Genomic DNA, 17,947 nt, shown 5'->3' on the forward strand with positions numbered 1-17,947 from the left:
ATTACGCTTCCTCCCTCTGCTCCGTGTCTATCTCAATAACCTCGCTGAGGCCTGTGATTTCGAACAACCTTTTTACCCGGGCATTCGCCCCTCTGATTTTCAGTGTGCTCCCGGACTTGTCCGTGCACTTTAATGCTCCGATAAAAATCCCTAAACCAGTGCTGTCAATATAATTTACATTAGAAAGATCCACAGCGAGAGTTTTATTAGTCTCTTCTGCCAAGGGTATTAACTTTTCTTTAAGAGTGGAGGCAGTGTATACATCCACTTCTCCATTAAGATAAACTACCCTGGAATGTCCTTCTTCCTGTACATCTACTTTTAAATTCATTAAATATTCGCCTCCTGCAAACAAATCAGTACGTTCTGTTTAATTACCCCTTCTGGAGTGAGTTTAAACATTTCTCCGTAAAATTAAAAGTGTAAAATCATCCCTTAAATGGAAGTCCTGCATCTTTTCCAGTTCACGGAAAACCTGATTAACAATATCCTGCGCAGGCAGGTGTTTATATTTTCTGATTAATTTGGTGATATCATCCCGTTCAATGAATTCGCCTTCTGTCCTTCCTTCTGTTACCCCGTCAGAAAGAAGCACAACGAAATCCCCCGGCTCTAAACTGAGGGAAAATTCTTCATAATGAACTTTAGGAGTAATACCAAGAACCAGACCTTTTGTTTCCAGTTCCTCAAATGTGTCCGTATCCGCATTATAAAAGAAACCAGGTTCGTGGCCGGCACTGGCATAATAAAAATTATGTTTCTTCGGATCATAGGAGCCATATACCATTGTGATAAACATATCGTCAGCGATATTTCTTTCCACAACTCTGTTGAGGCTCTCAAGCAGAGCGGCAGGCTGCAGGCGCTGTTCCGGCAGGCTGTCCATCGCATACTTGATCATGGACATACACATGGCCGCCGGAACACCTTTCCCGATTACATCTGCTACAGCAACTCCCATATTTCCGTTCTCATCCTGTATATAATGATAATAGTCCCCGCTCATTTTTCCCGAGGGAACACTTATCACTCCGAAATCCAGTGTTTTTAAATTAATTTCTTCATGAGGGAGAAGAGACTCCTGCATTTGCGCAGCAACGTTTAACTCAGAGTCAAGCTGCCGCTGGCGGTCACGAAGACTCATAAATTCCCGGTGGGCGAGACCATAACCGATCATAACTTCCAGCAGCAGTTCAAAGGAGTCAACCACTTCTTCAGGTAAGTCCTCTACCATTTCTTTGAAAACTGAAATATGCAGACTCACCATTTCTTCCGGCGACATATCCTTTTCCAGCATTTCCTTGCTAAGCTGCTGAGCGGAATATAAAACGTGCTCACTTTTATGCTGCAGGTAATCGTTTAACATTTCTTTGTATAACTGGTACATGGAAAGTTTCGTCTCCTCCAAATAATCACACCTCCCTATCGGAGCCACTTAACGGATGTAATCGTGGTGCCATTGTTTAATTCAGAATCAATTGTAAATTCATCCATTAACCGCTTAACGCCCGGAAGCCCTGCTCCCAGCCCGCCGGATGTTGTATACCCGTCTTCCATCACTTTCCGGATATCTTTAATGCCAGGTCCCTGGTCTTTTGCTACGATTTTAATTCCGCGTTTTCCTGAATTGACTACTTCCTCAATATATATTTGCCCTTTATTTGCATATAAATAAATATTCCTTGCAAGTTCTGAAATCGCAGTTGTGATTCTCGCTTGGTCCACGGAACCAAACCCGATCTCACGCGCGAGCTTCCGCCCTGCCTGCCTTGCAGCAACGATTCCCCACTCGCTGTGTATATCTACATGGGTTTGGACTTGCATCATCAACCCTCCAATTCTAGCTGGAGTCTCTCCAACCCTTGCTCTAAATCCAACGCAGTAGGTACGCTGTCCAGTACAATTCCCATATCGATCAGAGTAATTGCTACTGCTGGCTGTATGCCTGTCAAGACTACTTTAGCACCCATTAAATTCGACATATCTACCACATCACCTAATACTTTGGCGATAAAAGAGTCTATCATCTCTACGGATGTGAGGTCGATGACAACTCCCCGCGAACCTTCTTCATGTATTTTTCCAAGTACATCTTCCTGGAACTGGAGGGCAGTCTGGTCGTCCAGTTCCACCTGGACTGAAATCAATAAATAGTCATGCAGCTTTAGTATAGGTATTCGCAAAACCCACTACCTCCTTTAATCCTCTAAGTCCACGATCTCCCGTTTAGTCAGTTCAAGTGCTGATTCCATCCCTTTCTTAAGCGAGCTTTTCGTAGGGAAATTACTCAGATCTATTCCCAAGTTAACGATCGTCTGTGCAATTTCAGGCCTGATTCCCACCAGTATGCACTGTGCGCCGACAAGCCTTACTGCTTCAGATGCCTGTATAATATGATGGGCTACCATTGTATCAACCACAGGTACTCCTGTAATATCGATGAGCACAACCTGAGCCCGGTGTTCAATTACTCCTTCAAGAAGATTCTCCATGATAAGCTTTGCCCTCTCGGTATCAATAGTCCCTACTAATGGCATTACACTTATCTTATCAAACACAGGAATGAGCGGGGCAGACAGTTCTTTCAATGCCATTTTCTGAAGAAAAACCGTGTTTTCCCAGGAGCCTGAATACTCATTTACAAGAACATTTACTATCCTGTCAATCCAGTCTTCAATTTCTTTGTATACCTCGATACTGTAGCTGTTATCCCCGGCCTCTTCCTGCTTAGACAGAGTATCTACAGTAATTTTCCTGAACTCCTGGAGACCCCGTGTTATGTAATTCAACGGCCATCCAAGCTGAATCAGCCTTTCTGTGAACAGCACCAGGCCTTCATCCACATTTTCCTGATGGCCATTCTGTACTGTTGTGAAAAGTTTATCCACAAATTCACGGTTTGTGTTCTCATAAGTGGTGTCTGTAATACTTTGCAGCTGATTATCATTTTTAAATTTCGCAATCTCAGACAGCCATTTGTCAATAATCGTTTCCTTATTTTCAAGGATAGTATTGCGTATCGCTGAGTTCATCAATCCGTTCCCCCAATTTAAAACAATATTAATCTTATTATTTCACTGATTTCTGTTTAATGCAATCAATGTGTTAAATTACGTAAATGATTCTTTTAAAATACCCCGATTTATGTTAAATATAATGTTTTATTATGTCCCAGGGTAAGGCTTATAAGAAAAAAAGGAAGAGGATGTCCTCTTCCTTTTCCTCAGGCTTTTGTTTATCCCGATGTAACCTTCCGTAAAACTCCCTCCTCAAAACAGGAGTGGAAGCGAAGATGTTCTTTATGCGTGAGATAACGGACGCTAACATCCCGATTGGTTCACTAACAATCAGTGGGGGATGAATAAAACCCCCACTGATTGAAGGTTCACTTTATGGTTTTAGTATCGCTTTTATATTACCGTCAGATTTTTCATCAAAAATCTTATATGCTTCCGGTGCTTCGTCAAGGCTCATTCTGTGAGTAATAATGTCAGTTGGATCAAACTCCCTGTTTTCAACCATGTCATACAGCTTTGGCATGAGGTGTATTACTGGAGCCTGCCCCATTTTCAGCTGTACGTTTCTGGAAAAGAAATCCCCGAGAGGGAACAGATTCGCGGGAGCACCGTAAACACCTGTAAGCTGTACCGTTCCGAATTTCCTTACTGCCTCAGCAGCCATAATTATCGGATCGATCGTCCCTTTCTGGCCAAAGATATCTTTCACCTTTTCCTTCGGAGGAACTTTTCCGTCCATACCTACACAGTCTATTACTACATCCGCTCCGCCTTCTGTGGATTCATGGAGCATTTTACCGAGTTCATCTTCTTCTTCAAAATTATAAATCTCGACATTATTAGTTTTCTTAGCGTGATCCAGTCTGTGCGGTACGTGATCTACTGTAATTACCCTTTTGGCGCCTTTCAGCCATGCGAACTTCTGGACCATTAATCCGATTGGGCCTGAGCCAAGAACGAGTACTGTATCTCCTTTTTTCACACCGCTGTGTTCAACACTCCAGTATGCTGTAGGGATTACATCCGAGAGGAACAGTACACTTTCGTCATCGAGCTCACTGCTCTCCGGAACTACGAAAGCCATGAAATCAGCGTATGGAACTCTTAAGAACTCTGCCTGTCCTCCCGGGTAGTTCCCAAACTGCTTCGAATAGCCGAAAAGCCCGCCAGTATCAGCATGAGGATTGGAGTTATCGCACTGGCTTTCCATCTGGTTATTACAAAAGAAACACTGGCCGCAGCTTACATTAAAAGGAATAACTACTCTGTCGCCTTTTTTGACATTTTTTACATTTGAGCCTACTTCCTCAACTATTCCCATTGGTTCGTGGCCTATGATGTAATCTTCGTCAAGCGGAATCGTCTTTTTATAAAGATGCAGGTCTGACCCGCAAATGCCGGTAGCAGTAATCCGGACAATCATATCATCTCCGGTCTCTATCTTCGGATCATCCATATTCTTAACTTCCAGCTTTTCTTTCCCCTGGTATGTCAAAGCCTTCATCTAAACACTCCTTTCCATTAGTTATATGCCTCATTAACCAATTTGCCGGCTTTCAAACCTGAAATGTGTTTATACAGAAGGGTTTAACAGCTTCCTCCACAAGGGAAAGGTAAATAGTAAAATAAAAAAAGCTGCTAGTATATAGCAACTTTTAGTCAGACTCCTCTAAAAATCAATTAAACCTAAACTGATCATTAAAGCATCATTTACTCTTGTCATCATATCGTCATCTAAATGTGTAATCTTATCTGTGAGACGCTGTTTATCGATCGTCCGCACCTGTTCGAGCAAAATCACAGAATCGCGATCAAACCCATACCGCTTAGCATTAATCTCAACATGCGTCGGGAGCTTCGCTTTCTGGATCTGGGCTGTTATTGCAGCCACAATGACCGTTGGGCTGAAACGATTACCGATATCGTTCTGTATGATTAATACTGGCCGGATCCCGCCCTGCTCAGATCCGACAACGGGTGAAAGGTCCGCGAAATAAACGTCACCGCGTTTTACAATCAATAACTTACACCCCACTAACTAAGCGATCCAACGTGTTCTCGGCTTCCTCCTCAGCTAGAAAGGCTTCCGTCGCAATGTTCAAATTGATTTTTGCCATCTCCATGTAGCCCTGTTGCATCGTTTCACGAATTTGTTGTTTCTTCTGCTCTTTCAAGTACATCTTAGTTGCCTGGTGAATTACTTCGTTCCGATTAATGTTTTGTTGTTCTAACAAACCATCTAATTCGTTTACCAAATGTTGTGGTAAGCTCACCATTATTTTTTTTGTGTTCTCTTCAGACACAAAAAACACCTCCAGCGCAGCATCATCAACCGTTTTTTTAATAATCCTTCTTAATCATAACACCAGTTTACACTGATTGCAAAGCGTCATTTGTTAATCCCTTTTAATTTTTTCGCCAAAAACCTCAGAAATCCTCTTTATTTTTTAAAAAAATTAATAAATTTATCAGCCCCAGTCCTCTCACTGCAGCAAGGCTCCCCATCCAAAGGACTGCATGGGGAAAGCATAATGACAGAACTGCCGGTTATCTGTATCTAGACTTTTATAACCCGTTTTACTTCAGCATCTTTCATAATGACTCTCGGTACACGGGAAGTTATCATGCATGGGATTTCATAGTTAATCGTCTCAAGTCTGGCAGCGACCTCGCTTACCGGGATATATTCATGCCCCTGGTGTCCAATAAGAGTAACCTTAGTCCCGGTTTCCACAGGAGCTTTTAGTGAAACCATCATCTGATCCATGCATATTCTTCCTATAAGAGGCAACCTTTCTCCGTTTACAAGAACCTCCCCCGGGCTGTTTTTGCGAATCCATCCATCAGCATATCCTATCGGAATCGTCCCTACAATTTCGTCTTTCTTTGTTTTATAGGTTGCGCCGTAGCTGATCCCCTCCCCTTCCGGAAGCTGTTTAACGTGAGTTATGCTGCTATGGAGGGAAAACGCTTCCTCCAGTTTAAAAGGAAGAATAGGGGTTATTTCCTCTGATGGTGAGAGCCCGTACATGGAAATACCAAAACGCACCATATTGAAGCAACGGTCTGCAAAACGAAGAGCAGTTGCACTGTTTCCGCAATGTTTTACAGGAATTTCACTGCCCGACTCCTTTTCTAAGAAACTGAGCATCTCCTCAAATCTTCTGTGTTGCTGCTGAAAATACTCTGAATCTGTCTCGTCTGCGGTTGCAAAATGAGTATAGATTCCTTCTATATAAAAATTATCATACTTTTCCAGACTGTTTATTAAAGCTTTTCCTTCTTCCTGGGTCCTTATACCAAGCCTTCCCATTCCTGTATCAACTTTAATATGGCATTTGAGCTGACCGGTCCGGTCTTTCAGGCAGCTGGCCGCTTTTTCCACCCATTCTTTCTGGAAGACGGTCAGAGTAATATCCCTTTCTGCCGCAAGAGCTGCGTATTCAGGCTTTACATATCCCATTACAAGCAGTGGAGCATTAATACCTTTATCCCTCAGTTCCAACGCCTCATCAAGAATTGCAACACCAAGGGAACCAGCTCCTGCTTCCAGGGCTGTTTTCGCCACGTCTTCAGCCCCATGCCCATATCCATTTGCTTTCACTATCGCCATTATATTTACTTCATCTGGCAAGTGTTTTTTTAGGTTAACTACATTATTTTCAATCGCATTTAAATTAACTTCTGCCCAGGTATCCCTGTAAAACCCAAGGGATTCTTTCATGTTGTGCCCCTCCGTCTCTGTCTGTTCCATTTTTGCGCTGTTATTATTATCAGTTGGATTTATTGTTATGTCAATTGGCGAGCGAGACGCTCTTGCACTACCTGAGTTCGAATTTCCTCTCTCTCTAGGGATGTAAGACGCTCTTGCACTACTTGAGCACCTGCTTTCCTCTCTCTCAAGGGATGCAAGACCTTCTTGCATTACTTGAGCACCTGCTTTCCTCTCTCTCAAGGGATGCAAGACCTTCTTGCACTACTTGAGCACCTGCTTTCCTCTCTCTCAAGGGATGCAAGACCTTCTTGCACTACTTGAGCACCTGCTTTCCTCTCTCTCAAGGGATGTAAGACGCTCTTGCACTACTTGAGCACCTGCTTTCCTCTCTCTCAAGGGATGCAAGACCTTCTTGCATTACTTGAGCACCTGCTTTCCTCTCTCTCAAGGGATGCAAGACGCTCTTGTTTCCTCGCTGACATTTATACTTTTCTACGTATAAAAAAACAGGCTCATAACAAATCAATGTTTTCATGAGCCTGTCACTCTGCTACTTTTCTTCAGTTCCATAAACGCTTTTTGCTACGGCTGCCATATCTTCGTCACTTAAATGCCTGGATGCAAGGAAAAAGTCATTCCCCTCATATGTCCATGACAGGGTGGCAGTGTCCCCTTCTTTTGTAATTGCTCCGTAAGTGAAGCCAAGGTCCACCGGTTCGCCTCTTGAAATATTCATTGGAGTACTTGCTTCCACCACTTTACTTTTCTGCTGAACGAGAGTAAAAGGCTGCTCCCCTTCATAGCTGATCATTACTCTTCTGCCATTCTCTGTCTCAAGCTCTGATGTTTCCGGATACCCCGTGCCATCAGGTACATAGAGTGGATAGTAAACCGTTAAGGCATCTTCTTCACTGTCTTCTGCCAGCGCAGGTACATCCGTGTTAAGCTGGGCATGTGTCATGTTCCTGTCCATATCAAAGTCACCATCATTAAATTCCGCGTTTAATTCAAACTCTTGGAACTTTAATTCCACCAGCACTTTCAGGTCAACGTCCATAATCTTAACAGAGGCAGGAGTAAGATCCTTTTTATTCAGGAGAATCTCCTGCTGGTTTAAATTCTTATTCGTGTAGCTTGTATTTGTCTGGAATACATAATGATCCTCCGTAGCGGAGAAAGAACGTTCAGGATCCATGAGAATATCGTTTACGAGGGAATCATACAGGTAAACCTGACTGTTATTTTCCGGCCAGTCGCTTTGGAAACGGAAGCTTTTGTTCAAGGCCGGCGTTAGAACAAACACTCCTTCTTCATTTCTGAGAATGATCTGGCTGGGCTCATTGTCCTCATTGCTTAAAGCAACCCGGTAGGACGACGGATGCTTATACCAGACTTCCACATTATATTTCTGCGGTTCTTCGCCTGTCTGCAGTGTCATTTCTGCTTCAGCCTTATAGCCAGTGAGTTCGTCAAGAGTTTTATCCAGTGCTTCAATTACATCTTCCTGGCTCTTTTCTCCACAAGCTGTAAGGAACAACGCTAACGCCGTTAAAATTACGAGTAAGGAAATTATCCTGTTCATTTACTCAACCCCTCTGTCTCATTTCGACGACAAAGGAGGGATATAATCGTTACTGGCGACGCAAAGAATAAAGCACCTTCGGCAGCTGTGCTGTAATGTCTGTGGCTGTGACACTTAAAATATCATGTGTCTTTACCAGTTCATCAGCAGCTTTCCCATGAACGTACACCGCATTGCAGATCGCGTCTGCTGTGTTTTCGTGCTGAAGAAGAAACGCAAGAATAATACCAGTCAATACATCTCCCGAACCGCCTTTAGCCAGAGAAGGATTCCCCGTTGTGTTGACCCACTGCTTCCCATCAGGGGCAGACACAATTGTATGCGCTCCTTTAAGAACCACATACACCCCGAACTCCTGGGCAAAACTCCTTGATAGTTCGAAACGGCGTTTTTCCCCTTCACTGGCAGGTATCCCGGTGAGCCTGGCCATTTCTCCGGGATGGGGCGTTATTACCACCGGGCCTTTTCTCTCAACCTTTTTCCATTCTTCTAATTCCCGGAAAAAATGAAATAACCCGTCCGCATCAATTACCACAGGCCCTTCAAAGCCTTTCAATAAAGAAAGAATCGAATGTTTATGCCTTCTGCCGAGGCCTGGCCCGATTGCCGCCCCGGCATAATCATAGCGGGAAAATTCGTCTGGGAAATTAAAAGGTTTTATTTCTCCTGTCTCACATTTTAAAGGATGAAAAGTTGCTTCTGTTACTTTTTGCGATACAACTGGCAGTATCTCCTCCGGAACCGCAAGAGTAACTAGGCCTGCTCCTGAGCGAAGGCATGCTTCCCCGGAAAGTGCAGCAGCTCCTGTCATTTCACGCGCACCTCCGATTATAAGCGCCTTGCCTGAATTTCCTTTGTGGGCGTTCCTTCGCCTCACAGGAAGTGTACTGGCCACTTTTTCGGCATCTATTATTTCCCGTTTAACATTCACATAGGAAAACGCTTTTTCCGGGAGTCCGATATCAACCACATGCATCCTGCCGAAACTTGCCGCTTCAGGGTAAATGTATGCTGCCATTTTTGCCGCCTGAACGGAATAAGTTTCATCTGCCATAATAGTAAGGCTCGACTCCATTCCTTCCTGTGCAGGTGTTCCGCTTGGCAGGTCAACCGCGATTACCCTTTTGCCGGCAGCATTTACCGCTCTGATTATCTCCCTGTAAGGATCCCGCGGAGTTCCTGCCAGCCCTGTTCCCAGCATGGCGTCAATAATAACATCATAATTATTCAGGATTAGGCTGCTGCAGCCGGAATACGGCTCCCATCTGTACCCCGCATTTTCATATACTTGTTTATGAATTTTTGATGCACCCTTTATTTTCTCTTCCGGAGGAATTACAACTGCATCAGCGTGAAACTGAGCATCCTTTAAAATTCTGGAGATAACAAAACCATCTCCCCCGTTATTCCCGATTCCGATCAATACCAGTATCCGGCTTTTCCTGTTCATTGTCGGAACAAGCTGCCGGCAGAAAGCCTGCCCGGCACTTTCCATTAGCGTTTCTTCTTTCAGCCCGATTTCATCCATGGTATAGCGGTCGATTTGGCGCATTTCTTCGCCTGTCACCACGTACATATAAGTTTCCCTCCTATCCGCATTACACTATATGAGACATGCAGGCACATTATGCAGACCAGCATGACAAGCAGAAATAAAACTATTTTACAGAGTTTCTATTATTACTTGCGCTGCCGCGAATGTGGCCGTATGTGTGATGGATATATGCGCTTTTTCACTTCCGGCTGACTTTGTATGTATTACTGGTTTACCGTTTTTATCATTTAATATTCTTATATCCTGAAAGGAAAGCTCACGACCAATACCCGTGCCGGTCGCTTTAGCGTAAGCTTCTTTTCCGGAAAACCTTCCTGCAAGATACTCCAGCTTTCTTTTTTCAGGAAGACTGTCAAAAATCCTGAATTCCTCTTCTGTGAGAATTCTTTTTGCAAAAGCAGGCTTCCTGCTGTAAAGCGCTTTTATCCTGGAAATTTCCACAATATCCAAACCTGTGCCAATTATCATATCAGTTACCTCCCCACTCTTAGCTTCTGATATTGTATCATTCAGAGAGTTCCGCTGCTTCTTTCCTCGCAGTATTTGAGATTAGAATGGTAAATTAATCATATGTTAAAATATAATAGACTTTTACCCGGCAGAGTTATATGCCTGCTCTGTTTAAAAAGGAGACCAGAAAATGTTTATACGTACGGAAAGTTTCGGTGAATTTGTACGAACTTATAAGGTGATTACAGGCCTTGTAACAATTCATATAATATTACATTTATGGGTATCTTTATTCCCTGCGCTTGGGGGGCAGGAAATCAGGCTGCTCGGGATGGGGAGCAATCTTCATATAGCAATGGGAGAATACTGGCGGCTTATTACCCCGATCTTCCTCCACGCAGGGCTGATGCATATGCTGTTTAACTCTTTTTCACTCGTCCTGTTTGGTCCGGCACTGGAGCAGATGCTTGGCCCGGTGAGATTTATTATCGCTTATCTTGCAACTGGCATCCTTGCTAATGTCGCTACTTTCTTCTTCGGTTCCCCAATGATGATCCATGTAGGGGCATCAGGGGCAATCTTCGGTTTGTTCGGCATTTATTTGTACATGGTCCTTATGCGGAAAGACCTGATTGACCAGGGAAGCTCCCAGGTAATAACAACGATTTTGATCATCGCTGTAATTATGACATTCGTTAATCCCCGGGTTAACATTCTGGCCCATCTGTTCGGTCTGATTGCAGGGGCTGGTCTTGGTCCGCTGATTCTGTACGGAGTATCCCGTTACGGACGATATCGCAGGCCCAGCAGTCCGGATGGGCTGGCATTTGACCCGAACCGCTGGCAGAAAAAAGCTCGTAATAAGCAGCGTCTGAAAACAGTCTCTTTATTAGTAGGTGCAATACTCGTAATCCTGTTTTTCGCCCAGTATTTTATGTAGGATGTGCTAAATTTTGCTGTTGATTTTCGTTAAAAGACACTCGCTTTCCACGGGCATTGTGGGATGCATAACTCTCCCTCTGCAATTCCTGACTCAACTGCTTCCATACGTTGAGTCGTGGCGTTCAGCCGATTCAATTCCTGAATCACCCACTTTTGTACGTTGAGGGGCACCGGACAGACGATTCAATTCCTGAATCAGCCGCTTTCATACGTTGAGGGGCGCCCTACAGACGATTCAATTCCTGAATCACCCACTTTCGTACGTTGAGGGGCACCGGACAGACGATTCAATTCCTGAATCAGCCGCTTTCATACGTTGAGGGGCGTCGTCCAGGCGATTCAATTCCTGAATCAGCCGCTTTCGTACGTTGAGGGGTGCCGTACAGGCGATTCAATTCCTGAATCAGCCGCTTTCATACGTTGAGGGGTGCCGTACAGACGATTCAATTCCTGAATCAGCCGCTTTCGTACGTTGAGGGGCGTCGTCCAGGCGATTCAATTCCTGAATCAGCCGCTTTCGTACGTTGAGGGGTGCCGTACAGGCGATTCAATTCCTGAATCAGCCGCTTTCATACGTTGAGGGGTGCCGTACAGACGATTCAATTCCTGAATCAGCCGCTTTCGTACGTTGAGGGGCGTCGTCCAGGCGATTCAATTCCTGAATCAGCCGCTTTCGTACGTTGAGGGGTGCCGTACAGGCGATTCAATTCCTGAATCAGCCGCTTTCATACGTTGAGGGGTGCCGTACAGACGATTCAATTCCTGAATCAGCCGCTTTCGTACGTTGAGGGGTGCCGTACAGGCGATTCAATTCCTGAATCAGCCGCTTTCATACGTTGAGGGGTGCCGTACAGACGATTGTTCAGCACATAAACAGGATATTAATAACGGCACGGTGCGTTTTCGCACTGTGCCGTTTCTTAGCTTATATATTAATTTTCCACTAAAGCCACTAATTCAGGTTTAATATCAAAGGAAACAATAGACCCTACTTCCACGTCCTGTTCAACAGGTGCGTAAATGAGCATCGGCTCCTTCGAGAGATTTGGTTCGTTATGAAGGCGGACGTACAGCTCCTGATATTCCCCGCCGTATGTGACCCGTTCTACCTGGCCGCAATATGCGCCGCCGTCGGTTAACCGGCATCCTTCAGGCCTGATGGAAATTTGCACGTTTTCAAGGCGCTCCTGCCATTTGTTAGGTAATGTCACTTTTCCTATATGTGTATGAATGTGCTGCAGATCATCATCCATCGTTCCTGCGAGCAGATTGGTTTTTCCAACGAACTCTGCAACGAAGCAGTTTTTCGGGCAGCGGTACATTTCTTTAGGAGCATCTATCTGCTGGATTACCCCGTCTTTCATAACTACAACCCTGTCAGAAACAGCAAACGCGTCCTTCTGGTCATGGGTAACCATAATTGCCGTCGTATTAGCTTTCCTTAAGATATTCGTAACATCAAAACGCATTTTTTCTCTTAAACCTGCATCCAGGTTACTGAACGGCTCATCCATCAGCACTACGTGGGGTTTAGGAGCAAGCGCCCTCGCTAACGCCACACGCTGCTGCTGTCCGCCGGATAACTGAGTTGGATAACGGTTGCCGTAATCTTCCAGACCCACAAGTTCCAGAACCTCAAGCGCTCTTCGTTTTTTCTCCCGGGTACTCCACCTGTTCAGTCCAAACATAACGTTTTTAAGAATTGTCATATGCGGGAAAAGGGCGTAGTCCTGAAAAACCATGCCAATACCCCTTTTTTCTGGTGGCAGAGACTGAGTTCTGCTGAATATTTCTTTGCCATCAATAGTGATGCGACCTTCACTTGGATGCTCGAAGCCTGCAACCATTCTTAAGGTAGTAGTTTTACCACAGCCGCTCGGTCCCAGTAACGTAATAATTTCTCCTTGCTCAATATCTAAATTAAGCGAGCTGACCGATGGCACATTGCTTCCTGCAAAGTATTTAGTTAAGTTACTTAATTGGATGAAACTCATGTCACTTACCTCCCAGTCCTTCCCGATGATAATTCACTGTTCAGAGGAAATCCGTTTTCCATTTATTATAATTCTTACTTTAGAATAATTAAAAATTAGTTGAGAATGATTTTCATTACTAAGAAAAGTATATCATATGCTATTTTTTACCGTCAATGGAGTTCACTATCTTGCCATATGTATTATTTTTTCTTTTAAACTCTTCCGTTCATACAGCCCTCAGTTTCCTATATATATATTCCGCCGCTCTTTTCTTTTCCTGGATAGGTTAACAACATAGCCATAGTGTAAATGTAATTTTTTAACAGTATTCACGAATTTTTCACAAAATGAAACGATTCATTTCCCTTGCTTAACTTATTATTAGGTCATGGGGGAATTCAAATACATGTTTATGAAGAAAGGGGAGGCAAGGTATGAGCGAAATGAACAAGCAAAAATCAAAATCCCACACTTCGGGGGAAAATCATACATCGCTGAAAACAACTCTGATATTCACCATGACGCTGGGTGTATTGATTTTACTGTCGTGGTTTGCTGTGTTCTTTTTATTTTTAGAACGTTCTTAAACTTTTTGGGGGGATTATTATGCACATTCATAAGTATGAAAAAATCTGGCTTATTTTTGGGGTAGGCTCTCTTGTACTGTTTTTGGGAGTCATTGGGGTTGCTGCCTTTGCTTTCGGCCACCAGCCGCCAAGCCACATGGCTACTGTAGACGCTGAGAACCTCGACCAGGATCCTGTGTTCTCCGAGCCTGGACTCACTAAAATTGATGAATCAACATACAGAGCTACACTCGTAGCCCAGGCGTTTGGCTACAATCCAAATCGTATTGAGGTGCCTGAAGGGTCAACTGTCCTTTTTGAAGTAACAAGCGCAGATGTAGTTCACAGTTTCACTATACCTGGCACCAATGTGAATTTCATGGTGACGCCCGGCCACGTCAATATGGCTGAGCACACTTTCAATGAGCCTGGCGAGTACCTCGTTCTTTGTAATGAATATTGCGGTACCGGCCATCACTATATGTCAATGACGATTGAGGTGGTTCCACGATGAATATTACAAATTTAGCGGTTGATATTACTCAGCAAGTAAAACCAGGTGTAGATCCGAAAGATAAAAAATTAACTATTTACCATATGTCAGTAGCCTTCGTTGCCTTCATTATCGGAGTATTCGGGGGATTGCTTCAGGGACTTGCAAGGGGTGGACTGATTCCTCTGCCAAGCTGGCTCGGCTATTATCAAATTTTAACTGCTCACGGAGTACTGCTTGCACTCGTATTTACTACTTATTTTATATTCGGTTTCTTCTTTGCAGGGATCAGTTATACACACGGCCCGTTATCCAAAGGTCTAAGAAAGCTTGGCTGGACCGGCTTTACTGTAATGTCCATTGGCGCAGTCCTGGCCACTATTATGATTTTAATGAACGAAGCCTCGGTTTTATATACTTTTTACGCACCGCTGGCTGCTCACTGGCTGTTTTATATTGGTTTAACATTATTTGTAGTAGGTACGTGGATTTCAAGCGGCGCTATCCTGACTCACTTTTACCGCTGGAAAAAAGAGAACCCTGGAGAAAGATCTCCTTTATTCAGCTTTATGGCAACTGCCACTCTCCTGCTCTGGATCGTGTCCAGCCTCGGGGCAGCTGTTTCTATTCTGTTCCTGATACTGCCTTGGGCCCTTGGCCTGACTGACAGTGTAAACGTCTTGCTTACACGTACGTTATTCTGGTACTTTGGCCATCCGCTCGTATACTTCTGGATCATGCCTACGTATATGGTATGGTACTTAGTTGTACCAAAGCTGATAGGCGGAAGATTGTTCAGCAGTTCTCTTGCAAAGCTTGCTTTTGTCCTGTTCCTGCTGTTCTCCACCCCTGTCGGTTTCCACCACATGCTCATGGAGTCCGGGGTTACGGAATTCTGGAAGTTTCTGCAGACAGTCTTAACTTTTGCGGTTGTAATTCCATCTTTATTAACCGCGTTCTCGATTTTCGCAACCTTCGAGCAGACTGGCAGAGAACAAGGAGGCAAAGGTTTATTCAGCTGGCTTAAGAAGCTTCCTTGGGGAGACGTAAGGTTTTTCGCACCGTTTATGGGGATGATGTTCTTTATTCCTGCCGGGATCGGCGGTTTAATTAACGCCAGTTTCAGCTTAAACGCAGTGGTGCATAATACACTTTGGGTGGTAGGGCATTTCCATTTAACAGTTGGAACTACAGTAATTCTCACTTTCTTCGGGATGGCTTACTGGCTTCTGCCTATGCTTACCGGACGCCGCTTTACAAAGCATGCAAACCGGTGCGGAATAGTGCAGACCTGGCTTTGGTCAATTGGAATGTTCCTTATGTCCGGAGCGATGCATATTCTCGGTTTATTCGGGGCTCCCCGTCGTACTGCCTATGCAACATATCAGGATGCTCCACAGGCAGTCGCCTGGTTTGAAGGGATATTCGCCAGCCATATTACAGTGGCAGTCGGAGGAGTAATACTGACTGCGGCAGGAGTACTGATGTTCTATAATTTCATTTATCTGACTTTGTTAGCGCCTAAGGGAGAAACAGAGTTTCCAATGACTCCTGATCCGCATGATATGAAGGACAGCCCTAAGTTCCTGGAAAACTGGAAATTGTGGCTGCTTATCACAGCTCTGTTAATTGTGTTTGCTTACACAATTCCGATTTACGATATGATTGTGAACTCACCTCCTGGCTCACCCCTTTTTAACAACTTAATTAAATAAATTATCTCAAGTTGAAAGCGGGCAGAAAATGCCCGCTTTTTTGTTTTGCCTGAAGGGTAATATAAAGTGAACCTTCAATCAGTGGGGGTTTTACTCATCCCCCACAGATTGTTAGTTGAACCAATCGGGATGTAAACGTCCGTTATCTCCCGCCATAAACATCATCGCTTCCACTCAGGTTTTGAGGCGGAAGTTTTATGGAGGGTTACATCGGGATAAACAGTAAGGGCATGCAGCTTCGAGAATTGAACACCTGATTTCGCGAATTGAACCTGTCTTTTCGAGAATTAACCTAGCGTTTTCGAGAATTGGCGGTCGCTTCTATAATTGTGCATCCGATTTCGAGAATGGGACCTGCCTTTTCGAGAATTAAGCAGTTGATTTCGAGAATGACCCTGCCTTTTCAAAAATTAATTCCGGAAAATACAGGTACATCTGGTCAGAATAGAACAAAACTAAAAAAATTACATTTTTTCTTAACCTTTTTACATTCCGGGTGATAACATAGAATAGGATTATTGAAGCAAAAGAGAAATATTTGTCAGTTAACAGCAAGACTATGCGATGAAAGAGGTGCGAAAAATGAATACAGACCAATTGACGGTTTTAACAATAAAACATCTTAAAGACGGGAAACGTATTGCCCTCAGGGAAACTCTCGAGGAACTGCACCCGTACGATTTCGCAGAGCTGTACCGGGCACTTCCTGAAAAACACCATTATAAGTTTCTTTCTTTTCTTACCTCTAAGCAAATTGCAGACCTTATGATGGAGCTGGATCAGGAGATACAAATGGAGGTCCTCCAAAAGCTGGGTATTGAAAAATCCTCCAAAGTTATGGACATTATGGATAATGACGACCTTGCCGACCTGCTGAGCGAAATTTCTGAAGAAAAACTTGAAGAGTACCTCTCTGCCATGCAGAAAGAGGAATCTAAAACAGTCCAGCAGCTAATGAGTTATCCTCCTGAGACAGCAGGGGGAATTATGACAGACGAATTTGTCTGGATCAGGGATTACTACACAGTCAGGGACGCTGTGGAAAAATTTAAAAGCTTCGCGGAATATACAAGAAATATCTATTATCTGTATGTCATTGACGAAAATAAAAAGCTTGTAGGAGTTGTATCTTACCGGGATCTGCTTCTGGCTGACACAAATGAAAGAATTGGCGATATTATGTTCAGCAGGGTTATATCAGTCCCGCTGACAATGGACCAGGAAGAAGTAGCTCAGTTAATACAACGCTATGACTTTTTAGCGGTTCCTGTTGTGGATGAGAAAAATCATCTGAAAGGGATCGTAACAGTCGATGATGTTATTGATGTTTTTATTGAAGAAGCTAACGAGGATATTGAAAAATTATCCGCCTCAGGTAAAGCTATTGATTTTAACACAAAAGCTGTGATCGCTTCTTACCGGCGCCTTCCATGGCTGATCCTCCTTTTATTTATCGGACTAATAACAGGAAGTATTCTTGACGGATTCGAACAGACACTGGAGCAGGTGGTTGCATTAATATTCTTTATGCCAATGATCGCCGGAATGACAGGTAACACTGGTACTCAGTCTCTCGCAGTTGTCGTAAGAGGTCTTGTAACGACAACTATGGAAAAGAACACGGTTCTGAAACTCATATGGCGTGAGCTTAAAGTAGGAGTTATTATCGGCATCACTTGCGGCGCCCTCGTTTTTATTGTCGCTTCCCTCTGGCAGTCAGATGTCATATTTGGAACGATCGTGGGCGTCTCCCTGTTGGCTACACTTATTATTGGAACACTGGCAGGTACGATAATACCTCTCATACTATATCATTTTGGTGTGGATCCTGCCGTGGCTTCAGGTCCGCTTATCACAACTCTGAACGATATTTTTTCCTTACTGATATATTTCGGCATAGCAACAAGCCTTCTTCATTACCTGATCTAATGTGAAA

At 43.9% G+C, this 17,947-nt stretch carries 18 protein-coding genes; 5 read left to right on the forward strand and 13 right to left on the reverse strand.

What is annotated here, in order from left to right; translation table 11 throughout:
• Position 1 precedes the first annotated feature (1 nt).
• From BK582_RS01570 to acpS, 12 genes are all read right to left on the reverse strand, one after another.
• On the reverse strand, positions 2–331 hold the full coding sequence (locus tag BK582_RS01570) for an STAS domain-containing protein (protein ID WP_078592672.1): 330 nt from the start codon (positions 329–331) through the stop codon (positions 2–4).
• A gap of 63 nt (positions 332–394) precedes the next feature.
• Positions 395–1,408 carry a PP2C family protein-serine/threonine phosphatase gene (locus BK582_RS01575; RefSeq protein WP_078592673.1) on the reverse strand — a complete coding sequence of 338 codons (1,014 nt, stop codon included), beginning with the start codon at positions 1,406–1,408 and terminating at the stop codon, positions 395–397.
• A gap of 14 nt (positions 1,409–1,422) precedes the next feature.
• On the reverse strand, positions 1,423–1,824 hold the full coding sequence (locus BK582_RS01580; RefSeq protein WP_078592674.1) for an anti-sigma regulatory factor: 402 nt from the start codon (positions 1,822–1,824) through the stop codon (positions 1,423–1,425).
• Between the two features lie 2 nt (positions 1,825–1,826).
• Positions 1,827–2,183 (reverse strand): STAS domain-containing protein, encoded by a 357-nt coding sequence (locus tag BK582_RS01585; protein WP_078592675.1) that lies wholly within the window; start codon positions 2,181–2,183, stop codon positions 1,827–1,829.
• A gap of 15 nt (positions 2,184–2,198) precedes the next feature.
• Complete coding sequence (locus BK582_RS01590) at positions 2,199–3,032, reverse strand: RsbT co-antagonist protein RsbRA (protein WP_078592676.1); 834 nt, start codon at positions 3,030–3,032, stop codon at positions 2,199–2,201.
• 358 nt (positions 3,033–3,390) lie between these two features.
• A complete protein-coding gene (locus BK582_RS01595) occupies positions 3,391–4,521 on the reverse strand; it encodes a zinc-dependent alcohol dehydrogenase (protein WP_078592677.1) in 1,131 nt (376 codons plus the stop codon).
• A gap of 165 nt (positions 4,522–4,686) precedes the next feature.
• On the reverse strand, positions 4,687–5,037 hold the full coding sequence (locus BK582_RS01600; RefSeq protein ID WP_078592678.1) for a type II toxin-antitoxin system PemK/MazF family toxin: 351 nt from the start codon (positions 5,035–5,037) through the stop codon (positions 4,687–4,689).
• Positions 5,038–5,041: 4 nt separating this feature from the next.
• Positions 5,042–5,320: a CopG family ribbon-helix-helix protein gene (locus BK582_RS01605; protein ID WP_078592679.1), complete on the reverse strand. Its 279-nt coding sequence runs from the start codon at positions 5,318–5,320 to the stop codon at positions 5,042–5,044.
• 254 nt (positions 5,321–5,574) lie between these two features.
• Positions 5,575–6,741: an alanine racemase gene (alr, locus tag BK582_RS01610; protein ID WP_078592680.1), complete on the reverse strand. Its 1,167-nt coding sequence runs from the start codon at positions 6,739–6,741 to the stop codon at positions 5,575–5,577.
• Between the two features lie 541 nt (positions 6,742–7,282).
• Positions 7,283–8,314, reverse strand: coding sequence for a LolA family protein (locus BK582_RS01615; RefSeq protein WP_078592681.1), 1,032 nt, complete (start codon positions 8,312–8,314; stop codon positions 7,283–7,285).
• 49 nt (positions 8,315–8,363) lie between these two features.
• On the reverse strand, positions 8,364–9,890 hold the full coding sequence (locus BK582_RS01620; RefSeq protein ID WP_078592682.1) for an NAD(P)H-hydrate dehydratase: 1,527 nt from the start codon (positions 9,888–9,890) through the stop codon (positions 8,364–8,366).
• 87 nt (positions 9,891–9,977) lie between these two features.
• A complete protein-coding gene (acpS, locus tag BK582_RS01625; RefSeq protein WP_078592683.1) occupies positions 9,978–10,337 on the reverse strand; it encodes a holo-ACP synthase in 360 nt (119 codons plus the stop codon).
• Between the two features lie 172 nt (positions 10,338–10,509).
• Between acpS and BK582_RS01630 the strand changes: the two genes are divergently transcribed.
• Entirely contained in the window at positions 10,510–11,259 is a 750-nt protein-coding gene (locus BK582_RS01630; RefSeq protein ID WP_078592684.1) for a rhomboid family intramembrane serine protease, read from the forward strand.
• Between the two features lie 934 nt (positions 11,260–12,193).
• Here the strand turns inward: BK582_RS01630 and BK582_RS01635 are convergent.
• Entirely contained in the window at positions 12,194–13,255 is a 1,062-nt protein-coding gene (locus BK582_RS01635; protein ID WP_078592685.1) for an ABC transporter ATP-binding protein, read from the reverse strand.
• A gap of 416 nt (positions 13,256–13,671) precedes the next feature.
• On the opposite strand from BK582_RS01635, the gene BK582_RS26370 reads away from it, so the two are divergent.
• The 4 genes from BK582_RS26370 to mgtE all read left to right on the forward strand — a co-directional run bounded on the left by BK582_RS26370 (position 13,672) and on the right by mgtE (position 17,940).
• On the forward strand, positions 13,672–13,824 hold the full coding sequence (locus BK582_RS26370) for a cytochrome c oxidase subunit 2A (protein ID WP_088036213.1): 153 nt from the start codon (positions 13,672–13,674) through the stop codon (positions 13,822–13,824).
• 19 nt (positions 13,825–13,843) lie between these two features.
• Positions 13,844–14,317, forward strand: a complete 474-nt coding sequence (locus BK582_RS01640; RefSeq protein ID WP_078592686.1) for a cytochrome c oxidase subunit II — start codon at positions 13,844–13,846, stop codon at positions 14,315–14,317.
• On the forward strand, positions 14,314–16,011 hold the full coding sequence (locus tag BK582_RS01645; RefSeq protein ID WP_078592687.1) for a b(o/a)3-type cytochrome-c oxidase subunit 1: 1,698 nt from the start codon (positions 14,314–14,316) through the stop codon (positions 16,009–16,011). The genes BK582_RS01640 and BK582_RS01645 overlap by 4 nt, the downstream gene beginning before the upstream one ends.
• A 582-nt stretch (positions 16,012–16,593) precedes the next feature.
• On the forward strand, positions 16,594–17,940 hold the full coding sequence (mgtE, locus tag BK582_RS01650; RefSeq protein WP_244895314.1) for a magnesium transporter: 1,347 nt from the start codon (positions 16,594–16,596) through the stop codon (positions 17,938–17,940).
• The last annotated feature ends 7 nt before the right edge of the window (positions 17,941–17,947 follow it).

The organism is Evansella clarkii, assembly GCF_002019695.1.
GTDB lineage: Bacteria > Bacillota > Bacilli > Bacillales > Salisediminibacteriaceae > Evansella > Evansella clarkii.